Source organism: Pseudomonas syringae group sp. J309-1 (assembly GCF_032582135.1).
Classification (GTDB): domain Bacteria; phylum Pseudomonadota; class Gammaproteobacteria; order Pseudomonadales; family Pseudomonadaceae; genus Aquipseudomonas; species Aquipseudomonas quasicaspiana.
In genome coordinates this window covers 21,198-34,414 of the sequence record NZ_JAWHNU010000035.1, presented here as the reverse complement: position 1 = coordinate 34,414, position 13,217 = coordinate 21,198, and the positions used below count along the sequence as shown (strand labels likewise).

The following is a 13,217-nucleotide window of genomic DNA, read 5'->3' as shown; positions in this document are numbered from 1 at the left end:
TTTTATTTAATCTCAAGGAGAGATCGTTATGCGCATGAAAACCTGGATCGCTGCAGCCGCCGTCGCGTTGTCCGTTCTGCCCGCTGTCAGCCAGGCCCGCGACACGGCGCTGTTCCTGCCGTTTCAGAAGGTCATCAATGACATGACCGCCGCAGGTAAAATCGACGGCAGCGTAAAGTTCTACCTGGCGGGCGTGCAGCCCAAAGGTAAAGTCACCGTGATCAGCCCGGGCGCCGTGACCAACAAAAAAACCAACGCCTTCAACAAGACCGATACCGAAGCCTGCGAATGGGTTCTGCAATCGGCCATCCTGCAGATGTACAGCGCAGCCAAAAACGCTAACGCCAATGCGGTCACCAACATCGCCAGCTACTACAAAAGCATCGAACGCAAAGACCCGGTGAACTATGAGTGCCACGCCGGTGCAATCATTGCTGGCGTTGCGTTGAAGGGTGATTTGAGCAAGGTGGACTGATCCCACGTTGCTGATATTGGTAGGAGCGAATTCATTCGCGAAGGGGCCGGTACATTCGCAGCCAATGTATCGTCTGAAATACCGCCTTCCCGAATGAATTCGGTCCCACAGGATGGTGAAAGCCCTGTGGGAGCGAGGCTTGCCCGCGAAGAACGATGACTCGGACTACCTGTCACTACGCGGTGACTGATTCGCGAACAAGTTCGCTCCTACCGGGGATCGGTACCCGACCAGATTACAACTGAAAACGCCCGACCATGGTTTTCAGATCGTGGGACAGTCCCGACAGGGACTGGCTGGCCGAGTCGATCTGCCCGGCGCCCTCCGAGGTCTGGATCGACAGGTCGCGGATGTTGACCAGATTACGGTCGATTTCCCGCGCCACTTGGGCCTGCTCCTCCGAAGCACTGGCGATCACCAGATTTCTTTCGTGGATCAGCGAGATAGCCTGGGCAATCTCATCCAGCGCACCACCGGCGTTTTTCGCCATGTCCAGGGTCGTGAGCGCCTGCTCATTGGTCGCCTGCATGGTATCAACGACCTTCGCTGTACCGGCCCGAATCGCCGCGACCATCTGTTCGATTTCCTGAGTCGAGGTCTGAGTACGCCCCGCCAATGCACGCACTTCATCAGCAACGACGGCGAAACCTCGTCCGGCTTCTCCCGCACGCGCAGCCTCGATTGCGGCGTTAAGCGCCAGCAGATTGGTCTGCTCGGCCACACCCCGAATCACATCCAGAATTTTGCCGATGTCTTGGGAGTGCTCGGCCAGCTCACGGACCTGCGAGGAAGCATCCTCGACACGCTGCCCCATACGTTCGATGGCCTGAATAGTCCCGTCGACGCGTTGGCGACCCACCTGCGCGGTCGTCGTCGACGCACTGGAAGCATCCGCCGTGGAGACAGCATTGCGGGCTACCTCCTCAACAGCCACGGTCATTTCGTTAACCGCCGTAGCAGCCTGTTGAATTTCGTCGTTCTGGTTATGCAGATCACCGGAAGTCTGAGTGGTGATCGCGGTCATTTCTTCGGCAGCAGTAGCAAGTTGGTCGGAAGAGTTACCGATCAGACGCAGGGTATCCATCAAGGCTTGCTGCATGTCACCCAAAGACTTTTGCAGATCGGCGGCCTCATCCTTGCCATCGACCTCGATAGTCCCGGTCAGGTCACCACGGGCAATACGCCGGGCGGCCCCGATAGCGCCATTGAGTGGTTGCACAATGCTGCGCGTCAGTAACCAGGCCAGCCCCACGGTCAGCGCAAATACCAGCACCAGCACCCCCACGGTGGTCTGCATCGCGGTGTCATAGCGTTGCTCGGCCTGCTGGGTGTAGAGGCTGCCTTGTTCGAGGTTGATCTTGACCAGCTCGTTGAAGAGATCACCGGTCTGGTTGGACAGATCCTGAATGGTGCCGTTGAGCAGCGCGGTCATCCCCGGGATATCGCCCTGCTCGGAAAGCTTCTGATAGCTATCCAGCGCCTGTTGATATTGGGCCACGACGCTTTGCATCTTCGAAAAGGACGTGCGAGCGACTTCGGGTACGATCGGGGTATATCCGTCCAGCGCCTTGCTCAATTCGCCGCGCAGAAACACCAGACGCTGGGTGGACGGCCCCAGAACGGCGGGATCACGGTTGATCATCAGCCGGAACGTGAGCACGCGAATGCCCAGCGAGTTGTCACGAATACTGCCCAGCCATCGGGTCCCGGCGTGCGACACCTGTTCGGTGTGCACAACGGCCTCGCGCATCTGCGTGATCTGGTGCATGGAGAAGATGCCGAAGCCAAGCATCAACACACTGATGACACCAAAACTCAGAAATGCACGTGTCGAAATACGTATCTGCCGGAGAGCCATAGATCACCAAAAACGGAAAGGTCTTCAATCTGTCTCGACTCCGACCAGCAGAACTTGACCCTCCAGCTCTCAATGGGTGGCTATTTGTCCTCCGTGCGGCGCGTCACCAGCTCAACAAACGCCCTGGCCATGGGTGATTGCTGATCCTTGCGCTGCACCAGCCATACCGCACTGGTGGCGTCTGGATCGAGCAGGGTTCGATACACCACGCCGTCGATACGCATGCGCCGATAAGAGGCAGGCAGCACCGTCACACCAAGGCCGGCCGCGACCAGACCGATGATGGTCATGACTTCACCCGCTTCCTGAGTGATCAGCGGCGTGAAGCCAGCCGCTCTGGCCAGATCCATCATTTGCGCGTACAAGCCGCTGCCATAGGTGCGCGGGAAAAACACGAACGGCTCGTTTGCCAGTTCCGACAGGTGCAAACCCTGCTCGCTGCCCTGCGCCAATGGGTGACCGGCATTGATGATCGCCACCAACGGCTCACGCAACAGTTCGACCACCACCAGTGACTCCGGCAATGCCAGAGGTCGCATGATGCCGACCTGAATAGACTCATCTTCCAGTTGCGCGGCCACTTCCATGCTGTTCATTTCCTGCAAGGCCAGGTGCACAGCAGGAAAGCGTTGCCGAAACGCGAAGATCGCCTGAGGGATACTCGACGTGAATGGCGCTGAAGTGGTGAAGCCGATCTTCAACTCCCCCAGCTCGCCCAATCGCACACGACGCGCGACATCCGCAGCCTTGTCGACCTGCGCCAGCACCAACCGCGCCTCGTCGAGAAACAACCGCCCCGCTTCACTCAACTCCACGCGACGATTGGTGCGATCAAACAGACGCGTGCCCAATTCCTGCTCCAGCGCCTGGATCTGCTGACTTAGCGGAGGCTGGGAAATACCCAGAACCTGCGCCGCGCGACCAAAGTGCAGCTCTTCGGCGACCGCTATGAAGTAGCGCAGATGACGTAATTCCATGGCCCTTCCATTAAGTCGTTTTACCTATCAAACAGGTCGAACAATATATTGGAAAGAATGATTAGCGAGCTATATTCTTTTTTCTCATCGCCCGCCAGACGTCTTTGAGGTCCACCGTGAACACTGTCGTCAGCCCTTCTGCTCCGCAAAACCAGTCGACAACGATTGAAGCGGCTATCCCCCTGGGCGACGTTTATATCGAGAAAGACACGCCGTTGTTCATGCGCACGGTGCTGGCGCTATTCGCGGGCGGTTTCGCGACGTTTGCGCTGTTGTACTGCGTGCAGCCGATGATGCCGGTGCTCTCCAGAGAGTTCTCGATCAATGCGGCACAGAGCAGCCTGATTCTTTCTGTATCGACCGGCATGCTGGCGATCGGATTGCTGATCACCGGGCCCATTTCCGACCGCCTTGGGCGCAAGCCGGTGATGGTGCTGGCGCTGTTTTGCGCGGCGATCTTCACCCTCGCCAGTGCATTCATGCCGAGCTGGGAAGGCGTGCTGATTACCCGAGCGTTCGTGGGACTGTCCCTCAGCGGGCTGGCGGCGGTGGCGATGACTTACCTCAGCGAAGAAATCCACCCAAACCACATTGGTCTGGCCATGGGGTTGTACATCGGCGGCAACGCAATTGGCGGCATGAGCGGTCGAGTGATCACCGGCGTATTGATCGACTACGTCAGCTGGCACATAGCATTGATGGTGGTGGGCGTTCTGGCGCTGATAGCGGCGGCAGTGTTCTGGAAAATCCTCCCGGAGTCGCGCAACTTCCGCGCACGCTCGCTGCAGCCGCGCAGCCTGATTGATGGCTTCGTCATGCAGTTTCGCGATGCCGGCCTGCCGTTGCTGTTCCTCGAAGCATTCCTGTTGATGGGCAGCTTCGTGACGCTCTTCAACTACATCGGTTATCGCTTGCTGGCCGAGCCCTATCACCTGAGCCAGGCAGTGGTAGGACTGTTTTCGGTGGTTTACCTGTCGGGCATCTACAGCTCGGCGAAGATCGGCTCCCTGGCTGACAAACTCGGCCGCCGCCAGGTTCTATGGGCGGTGATCGTGTTGATGCTGGCGGGCATGGCTCTGACGATGTTCGAGCCGCTGGCGCTGGTTGTCATTGGCGTTCTGATGTTCACCTTCGGCTTCTTCGGTGCGCATTCAGTGGCCAGCAGCTGGATCGGCCGAAGGGCACTCAAAGCCAAAGGTCAGGCGTCGTCGCTTTATCTGTTCAGTTACTACGCGGGTTCAAGCGTGGCCGGAACGGCGGGCGGAGTGTGCTGGCATTACGGCGGGTGGCACGGCATCGGGTTGTTTATCGGTGTGCTGCTGTTGATTGCACTGGCGGTTGCGCTGAAGTTGGCGAAGTTGCCGCCGTTGGTGGTAACAACGCAGGTTTAGTCACAACGTCGTTCTGGCGGGAATCACGGACCAAGGTACACTGCTGCACATCAGCCAGACTTGGTAAAGGAAACCGGCATGCGCCTGGACCGCCTCCACATTCAGAATTTTCGTTGCTACGAAGATGCGACTTTTGACTTTCAGCCGGGATTCAATCTGGTGGTGGGGGTGAATGGGAGTGGGAAGACTTCGTTGTTGCAAGGAATAGCGGATGCCTTCTTGCCCTTTGGCAATGCAATGGAGCGCATTGAAAGAGTACTGCCGATCAAAGATGTCCGCTTTGTGATTGATCGATACGAAGGGAGAATCCGGTTTGAGCGAAAGTTTCCTGTAGGCATTCATGCGAAGGGCAATATATTTGGCCTTCCAGAGTGGAACATGATGAGTTTGGCGGAGGAGTGGAAAGTCGCGGTAAGCGCTTCCTTCCAATCACACGTGGAACAGCTGCTTACAAAGTGGGACGCCAATGAGAGTTTTGATCTGCCGGTGCTGGCCTTTTACCGCGCTGATAGAAGATGGGCCAACGCTGGCATTACTGCAGAGTTTGCAGCCCAGAAAAAAGTCTCACGTTTCGACGGCTACTCAAACTGGTTTGACTCGGTAATCAATCTCGAAGATTTTGAAACCTGGTTTATCGCGAAAACGCTGGAACGCATGCAAAACGTACTGGACGCGGGGTTATCCCATCCAGAACCAAACGACGAATTGGCTTGGGTTAATAACGTCATTGGTGTCGCTCTCAAGCACGTCCAGAATCTTCGATATGACCTGCGACTTCAAAGCCTGTTAGTTGACATTGATAACAACGGAACCGTCCCATTCAGTGAACTGAGCGATGGTCAACGCGGGTTTGTCGCACTGATCGCCGACATTGCCCGCCGCATGTGCATCCTCAACCCCCATATGGGTAAGGATGTCCTGCAAAACACCTCAGGCGTAGTCATCATCGATGAGTTGGATATCCACCTTCATCCGGCCTGGCAGCGAAACATTGTCCCCGCGCTAAAGCAGGCTTTTCCGAAAGTCCAGTTCATCGCAGCCAGCCATTCCCCGCAGATCATCGGCAGCCTGAAGCCCGAAGAAGTCATCGTCCTGAACAATGGTCAAAGCTCACATCCGCGCGTTACGTATGGTCTGGATTCCAGCAGCGTACTTGAGGAAGTCATGGACGTGGCTCAGCGCGAGCCCGAGATCGAGCAACGCCTCTCTGAACTATTTTCTGCCTTGGAAGATAACGACCTCGGCAAAGCAAAAGAGCTACTCGCCGCGCTCAAACATGATGCTCCGGACCTTCCAGAGTTTGCAGGCGCGGAAGCGTTGATCAGGCGCAAGGAGATCCTCGGCAAATGAAGCGAGTGCTCAAAGGAACTGAACCCGCATCATTTATAGATTGGAAAGCGACGGCGAATGACGACTGGAGCCCAACTTATCCAACCCTGCAGAATCCGCAAAAACGCGAGTTACGTGAAGCGTTGCTGCTCGAACAAGGCTTCTTCTGCTGTTACTGCGGCAGAGAAATAGAGGCGTCCACCAGTCATATCGAGCACTTCAGGCCTCAGGAAGCATTTGAGACTATGGCGCTGGACTATCAAAATCTTCACGCTTCCTGTCTGCGCGAGACCCTGCCTGGTAACCCGCTGCACTGCGGGCACAGCAAGGGCAACTGGTTTGATGAAGTGCAGCACATCTCCCCTATGGATGAGGATTGTGAGCTGCGGTTTCGATATCTCTTAACAGGTGAGATACAGCCAACAAACGCCGAAGACTTACCTGCCGCAAAGATGATTGAGATGCTGGCGTTAGATATTGCCTATCTCAACAATCGACGCCAGAACGCAATCGGCGGAGTGTTCGATGATGAGTTCCTTTTGAGCGTCAGTGACGACGACCTAAACCGTCTGATTGCCGTAATCAGATCAACCGGCATTGCAGATCAACACGCTTTCGACCACATCATTGCCCGTTACGCCGAACAACGCCTCAGTCGCTGAAAACAATCGCAAACAAAAACGCCCGGGATTAACCGGGCGTTTTTTATGAAGCCTGCATCAACCGTGATACTGCGCCGACAACTCATGCACCGCTTCAATGAAAGCACCCGCATGAGCAGGGTCTACTTCCGGGGTGATGCCGTGGCCCAGGTTGAAGACGTGGCCGTTGCCGCTGCCGTAGCTGGCGAGGATACGTGCCACTTCGGCGCGAATGGCTTGTGGGCTGGCGTACAGCACTGAGGGGTCCATGTTGCCTTGCAGTGCGACCTTGTCACCCACGCGACGACGGGCGTCGCCAATGTTGGTGGTCCAGTCCAGACCCAGTGCGTCAGCGCCGGTTTCAGCCATGCTTTCCAGCCACAGACCGCCGCCTTTGGTGAACAGAATGACAGGAACCTTGCGGCCGTCATTCTCGCGAATCAGACCGTTAACGATCTTGCGCATGTAAGCCAGCGAGAACTCCTGGTACGCAGCATCGGAAAGGCTACCGCCCCAGCTATCAAACACCTGTACCGCTTGTGCGCCTGCCAGAATCTGGCCGTTGAGGTAACCGATAACCGAGTCAGCCAGCTTGTCCAACAGTAGGTGCATGGCTTGCGGGTTTTCGTAAAGCATGGCTTTGGACTTGCGGTGGTCTTTCGAAGAACCGCCTTCGACCATGTAGGTCGCGAGGGTCCAGGGGCTGCCGGAGAAACCGATCAGCGGCACACGGCCGTTCAGTTCGCGGCGGATGGTGCTTACAGCATCCATCACATAACCGAGATCTTTCTGCGGATCAGGGATCGGCAAGGCTTCGATATCGGCCATTGTGTTAACGGTTTTCTTGAAGCGCGGACCTTCGCCCGTCTCAAAGTACAAGCCCAGCCCCATGGCATCGGGGATGGTCAGGATGTCGGAGAACAGAATTGCGGCGTCCAGCGGGTAACGTTCCAGCGGCTGCAGGGTGACTTCACAGGCGAACTCCGGGTTCATGCACAGGCTCATGAAGTCCCCGGCTTTGGCGCGGCTGGCGCGGTATTCCGGCAGGTAGCGACCGGCCTGACGCATCATCCAGACGGGGGTGACGTCCACGGGTTGCTTGAGCAGGGCGCGAAGGAAACGGTCGTTCTTCAAGGCAGTCATGTCGGCATCCGCAAAAAAAGTGCGGGCATTTTCTCAGACGTGGACGCAAAAGGCACGGCCAGAGCCGTGCCTTTTATCTATCGGGTCGATTTGTCGCGGCCGTGGAACCGGCTTCGCCCGGGATACTTCACTCCTGAACTCGGCTAAACCCGGCCCTGAGCAGATAGTCTTAGAACATTCAACCAATCAATGGCTAGGCAAGAGCTTATCGAATTCAAGTACCCCCGGTTGCCCCGGGACTTTGACCACCTGACCGCTTTCATCGAGTACCACGCGCTCGATCACTTGCAAGCGCCACGGCCCCCTACCCTTGCCACCCGGTATTCCGGTTAAATCAAACGTGGAAATATACCTGCCCGTTCCTTTCTCCTCGTAACCATGAAATTTGCCGCCGCCTCTCTCGATGTATTTTTCGGTGACTTTTTCTACCGATTGCCTCAAAGCGTCCTGAATATGCGGATCCGCTTTTTTAAAAGGCTTGGAGTTTTCGAATCCGGCTACATCCAGGGTGTAGCGCTTAGGCGCTCCACTCGCAACAGAGGATCCTGGCGTCGGCTCTTTTGCAGCCTTGCGTCCGCCGCCCAAAAGTCCGACCTTTGCGTGCGTCCAGACACCGCCTTCGAAACTGATCGGCGCTTGGTAGTAAGCATCCGGACGGCGGGGATCAATCAACCGCCACGTCGCATAATCACGGTCGTAGCGAACCGGGTAGGTTTTACCGGCATCCTTCACATAAAAACGCGAGAGGCCTGCGCTACGACCGGTTTCGTAAACGCCGTTAAAGACGCCGTCGGTCCTCATCTGCAGACTGTCTGGCGCTTTCTTTAGCGCGGCTTTGGGATTGAAAGAGGCACCACCGAAGCCCACTGCCTTGGGCGAGCGTCCTCCAGCACCAAGGAAAAGACCCATCAGCAAGATTGCAGCCTGGTTAAAATACAAAACAGCCTCTCGCTCTGCTTTGACGGTGCTTACCACGCCTCGAATAATCGAATAAACCACCTGCAACGCAGTCACGGGCAGAGCGATGTAGAAAGGCGCAAACATCAGTGCGATATCGCCAACAAAAATAGCGGTGTCCCAAGCGTCCTGCCAATTCCTCTCCCACGTAGTATTGGTTTGCTCGTTGACTGACGAGATGACATGCGCGACGCGTGCCTCGTAGGCAGCTTCGTAGAAATTGCGGCGCAGTGGCACTGCATCCAGCTTGAAATTGCGTGCATCTACGGTCAACGACTTCCTGACTTGCGCCTGCCATGGCGAGGGCGCATGACTTATCAAATACTCCAGGAAAGCCGTGTTGCGAAAAATTTCCTTGCGCAGCTCCAGCCCGTCTTCAAACAAACGAAAGCATCTCCCGTCTGGTGCCTGCGGTATGTACAGAACGACTGAAGGCACTGCCCCGCGTGAAACAGGAGCAATCAACAACAGCCCATCCAGCGTCACTCCGCTGACCTTCATGCGTTGAGCCGTAATCTGATGCCCCTCTACTTTCGCCCGATCAACGCCCTCGACCGGGCTATCAAGTAGCGCCATAACCCATTGGTAAGCACGATCACTGCGGCCTGCTGACAGTTCATCTTCAGCAAACTCCCCTGACATACTTGCTTCCAGGGCATTCAAGCGCATCTGCGCCTGCATGACTTGTACATAGCGCTCTTTACGCCATATCCCTTCCGCAGACGTCAACAAGCGTGTGGTCAGGAATTTTACGTAGTTTTCGCCCACATCCAGATCACGAACAAGGTCGTACAGGTAGTCGAACGAAAGAGCCGGGATAGGTTCTTCCAGATGATTCCGGGCGCTAATAGTTGCACTCGACAAAGCATCGAGAAATCCGAAATTCTTCAGGCTCAACTCTGTGAGGCTGCACAGTTCTTTCCGGTCTTTCGGTTCAGTAGTCACCGGCTCATCGACGATGACGATGCCTGCCACTTCGGGAATCAGGGTTTCAATCACTACATCATCAGGCTCCAGCTCCAGCCCATGATCAATTTTTAACCGCTCGTGCAAAGCGGCACGGGCATACATGCGCAGTTGCGCTGGATCGCCATAGGCCAGGACATCAGGCAAACCTGGGGCTTGCGACTCGACTAACGCCTGAATGTATCCATGGGCGGCCTCTTCCCAGGCAGCTTTATCGGCGGTAGAAGCCTGAATGAACCACGCGGGCCGCTCCAATCCCTCTGAAGGGAACCAGCCTCCGTTTTCATCAATGGCGAGCTTGGCCACGGCACTTCGCAAAGCTGTCACATCGTATTCGGACTTTAAACCCAGAACATTGCGTTCGTAATCCTGCAGTTGATAACTGATGGCCAGGTAGAAACTGTCGGTGTTATTCCCTGCACGACTGAAACGCACCCCGTCCTCGTCGCCGCGCCCATAAATCCCTTCGCCAAAACTCACCAGGGCGAGGTGATGACTGTCTCGCTCGGCCGATGGGTGACCTTCGTCGTATGTCGTGATACGCATATCGCGACCCAGCCGGGTTTTCAGCAAATGCTCGGTCAAGGTGCGGGCCAAAGCATCGGTCTGCTCGTCAAAAACCCGAGTATGGAGCAGCCCGTCGATGGCTCGGTCGTGGGCCCATTCAGCTCGCGAATCTTGCAGCGCTACGAAGAAGGGCTGAGGCAGCCCACCGTTATTTACAAGCTCAGCCTCCTCGCGTTCAGTGAGTGCCTGGGTACGCAAAAGATCATCCAGACGATCAACAGGCAGATGCGGGTTTAGCTCACTTAGGGATAGTAAGACCGGGGAGCCGTCTTGCAGCGCAGCTGTCGAGAATGGAAGGTAACGGTTCGATTCGGAAGTTGCTGACATTGATTTTGATACATGGTCATCCGCCATCAAAGCGTCGAACAACCAACCACGCTCCAACCGCACCCACACCGAAACTTGTGCCCGCAGCCTGACGATCCGGCACGGCACCGTCTTATCCTCACCCCAGTCACCGATCTCGGTTGTTGCAGGGAGTTGGCTGAACATCACCCAAAACAACGACTCGGTGAGGTAGGTCTGGCTGCTACCCGGTGCAGAGTAAGTACCATCATCACGCTGCACGAAGGTGATCGTTTGCTCCACCACGCTCCAATCGTTGCCTTTCAGGTAGGAGCCCAGCGAACCACCTTTGTTATCTACAACGACGATGCCCATGTTTACAGGCCATTGAGGCAGCCAGGTCAAAATGGAAAACAGCAGACCATCGCCACCCTCGGGAAAGTAATTATCTGCAGTGAATTGTTCGGCAAACTGATCAAGCATTCGATCAGCACGCTGGCGTGCAACGTGTTCACGAATTGAGCTAATGCTTGGGTTGAATATCCTCGTCGCTTCGGAACCTGAAAGCGCGGCAGAGGCAGGCAGGGTTGTATCTCGAAACATGGCTATTTCCTTATAGCGGCATGTATGAAAAGGGAATCTGTACGAAAGCGTTCCCGTTAAGTCAGGCACAGATCCTAGCCCGCCCTTAGAGCAGAAATACCTCGGAGAAATAAACAGCAAAGCAGTCGGCGAGCCAGCATCTGATGGCGCGGATCGGATAAAGGAGGAGGATGAAGCTGGAGGGGGTATTAGCGCAGGGGTTTGGTTGGGAGTGAATTCGGCCGAGGGCGCGGTGCCGATTTGTTGCAGGGTTTGAAGCGGGAGCAAGAGCAAGCTCATCAATCAACATGCAAACTGCTGGATTGAAATGCATTTTCTGTAGGGGCTGCCGAAGGCTGCGAAGCGTTTATCCTGACACACCGCGATCGCAGCCTTCGGCAGCTCCTACAGACGGTCACCGAGCCTGTGGGAGTAGAGCTTGCTCGCGATGAAAGCACCGCAAGTATCGAGTAGATGGCGTCCAGCCTTATCGCGAGCAAGCTCGGCTCCCACAGGTTACGTGGGAGCCGCGCTGCTACATCAAACGCCCAGGTAGTCCAGAATCCCTTCGGCCGCATTACGACCTTCGAAGATTGCGGTCACCACCAGATCAGAACCGCGCACCATATCGCCACCGGCGAAGATTTTCGGGTTGCTGGTCTGGTGCTTGTATTGCGCCTGTTCCGGGGCGATAACGCGGCCCTGGCTGTCGGTCTGAATAGTGAACTGCTCAAACCACGGTGCCGGGCTTGGGCGGAAGCCGAACGCGATGACCACGGCATCAGCCGGGATGATCTCTTCCGAGCCGGGAATGGGCTCAGGGCTGCGACGGCCACGGGCATCAGGCTCGCCAAGACGGGTCTCGACCACCTTCACACCTTCAACCTTGTCTTCGCCAACAATGGCGATCGGCTGACGGTTGTAGAGGAATTTCACGCCTTCTTCCTTGGCGTTCTTCACTTCCTTGCGCGAACCCGGCATGTTTTCTTCGTCGCGACGATAAGCGCAGGTCACCGACTTGGCACCCTGACGGATCGAAGTACGGTTGCAATCCATGGCCGTGTCACCACCGCCGAGGACGACAATCCTCTTGCCCTTCATGTCGACGAAATCTTCCGGCGACTTTTCAAAGCCCAGATTGCGATTGACGTTGGCGATCAGGAAATCCAGCGCATCGTGCACACCCGGCAAGTCCTCACCGGCGAAGCCACCTTTCATATAGGTGTAGGTGCCCATGCCCATGAACACGGCATCGTATTCTTCGAGCAACTGCTCCATGGTCACGTCCTTGCCGACTTCGGTATTGAGACGGAACTCGATACCCATGCCGGTGAAGACTTCGCGACGATGGCTCAGTACGGTTTTTTCCAGTTTGAACTCGGGGATGCCAAAGGTCAGCAGGCCGCCGATTTCCGGGTTCTTGTCGAACACCACCGGGGTCACGCCGCCGCGTACCAATACGTCGGCACAGCCCAGGCCGGCAGGGCCTGCACCAACAATCGCTACGCGCTTGCCTGTCGGCACAACCTTGGACATGTCCGGACGCCAGCCCATGGCGAACGCGGTATCAGTGATGTACTTCTCGACCGAGCCGATGGTCACAGCGCCAAAACCGTCGTTCAGGGTGCAGGCACCTTCGCACAGACGATCCTGCGGGCACACGCGACCGCAGACTTCCGGCAGGGTGTTGGTCTGGTGCGACAGTTCGGCGGCGGCCAGGATGTTGCCTTCGGCAACCAGCTTGAGCCAGTTGGGGATGAAGTTGTGTACCGGGCATTTCCATTCGCAGTACGGGTTACCGCAACCCAGGCAACGGTGAGCCTGATCGGCAGACTGTTGGGGTTTGAAAGGTTCGTAGATTTCCACGAACTCTTTCTTGCGCTGACGCAGCAGCTTCTTCTTCGGATCTTTACGCCCGACATCGATGAACTGGAAGTCGTTACTTAGACGTTCGGCCATTCTCTTGAACCTCTACATGGCAGCTTCAGGCGACAAACCTGAAGCTGCCAGAATCATATTCGCAGGCAACTCGCGCACTGCTGTTAA

At 56.3% G+C, this 13,217-nt stretch carries 9 protein-coding genes and 1 pseudogene; 4 read left to right on the top strand and 6 right to left on the bottom strand.

Annotation, left to right across the window (positions count from 1 at the left end):
* Positions 1-28: 28 nt before the first annotated feature.
* The gene (locus RX972_RS18200; RefSeq protein ID WP_027901972.1) at positions 29-475 is read left to right on the top strand and encodes a hypothetical protein; all 447 of its coding nucleotides are present in this window, start codon (positions 29-31) and stop codon (positions 473-475) included.
* Between the two features lie 235 nt (positions 476-710).
* On the opposite strand, the gene RX972_RS29555 is transcribed toward RX972_RS18200, so the two are convergent.
* The 3 genes and pseudogenes from RX972_RS29555 to RX972_RS18190 all read right to left on the bottom strand — a co-directional run bounded on the left by RX972_RS29555 (position 711) and on the right by RX972_RS18190 (position 3,310).
* Positions 711-1,499, bottom strand: coding sequence for a methyl-accepting chemotaxis protein (locus RX972_RS29555; RefSeq protein WP_406643840.1), 789 nt, complete (start codon positions 1,497-1,499; stop codon positions 711-713).
* A gap of 72 nt (positions 1,500-1,571) precedes the next feature.
* Positions 1,572-2,333: pseudogene (locus tag RX972_RS29550) on the bottom strand (MCP four helix bundle domain-containing protein); the annotation flags it as partial.
* 80 nt (positions 2,334-2,413) lie between these two features.
* The gene (locus RX972_RS18190; protein WP_122397636.1) at positions 2,414-3,310 is read right to left on the bottom strand and encodes a LysR family transcriptional regulator; all 897 of its coding nucleotides are present in this window, start codon (positions 3,308-3,310) and stop codon (positions 2,414-2,416) included.
* A gap of 221 nt (positions 3,311-3,531) precedes the next feature.
* Between RX972_RS18190 and RX972_RS18185 the strand changes: the two genes are divergently transcribed.
* From RX972_RS18185 to RX972_RS18175, 3 genes are all read left to right on the top strand, one after another.
* Positions 3,532-4,701: an MFS transporter gene (locus RX972_RS18185; RefSeq protein WP_316877565.1), complete on the top strand. Its 1,170-nt coding sequence runs from the start codon at positions 3,532-3,534 to the stop codon at positions 4,699-4,701.
* A 78-nt stretch (positions 4,702-4,779) separates the two neighbouring features.
* Positions 4,780-6,051, top strand: coding sequence for an AAA family ATPase (locus RX972_RS18180; protein WP_316877550.1), 1,272 nt, complete (start codon positions 4,780-4,782; stop codon positions 6,049-6,051).
* A complete protein-coding gene (locus RX972_RS18175; protein WP_316877549.1) occupies positions 6,048-6,692 on the top strand; it encodes a retron system putative HNH endonuclease in 645 nt (214 codons plus the stop codon). Before RX972_RS18180 ends, RX972_RS18175 begins: the two co-directional genes overlap by 4 nt.
* A 57-nt stretch (positions 6,693-6,749) precedes the next feature.
* On the opposite strand, the gene hemE is transcribed toward RX972_RS18175, so the two are convergent.
* The 3 genes from hemE to RX972_RS18160 all read right to left on the bottom strand — a co-directional run bounded on the left by hemE (position 6,750) and on the right by RX972_RS18160 (position 13,130).
* Positions 6,750-7,814 carry a uroporphyrinogen decarboxylase gene (gene hemE / locus RX972_RS18170; protein WP_316877548.1) on the bottom strand — a complete coding sequence of 355 codons (1,065 nt, stop codon included), beginning with the start codon at positions 7,812-7,814 and terminating at the stop codon, positions 6,750-6,752.
* Between the two features lie 186 nt (positions 7,815-8,000).
* On the bottom strand, positions 8,001-11,192 hold the full coding sequence (locus RX972_RS18165) for a dermonecrotic toxin domain-containing protein (protein ID WP_316877547.1): 3,192 nt from the start codon (positions 11,190-11,192) through the stop codon (positions 8,001-8,003).
* Positions 11,193-11,711: 519 nt separating this feature from the next.
* Positions 11,712-13,130 (bottom strand): FAD-dependent oxidoreductase, encoded by a 1,419-nt coding sequence (locus RX972_RS18160; RefSeq protein ID WP_027901976.1) that lies wholly within the window; start codon positions 13,128-13,130, stop codon positions 11,712-11,714.
* Between the last annotated feature and the right edge of the window lie 87 nt (positions 13,131-13,217).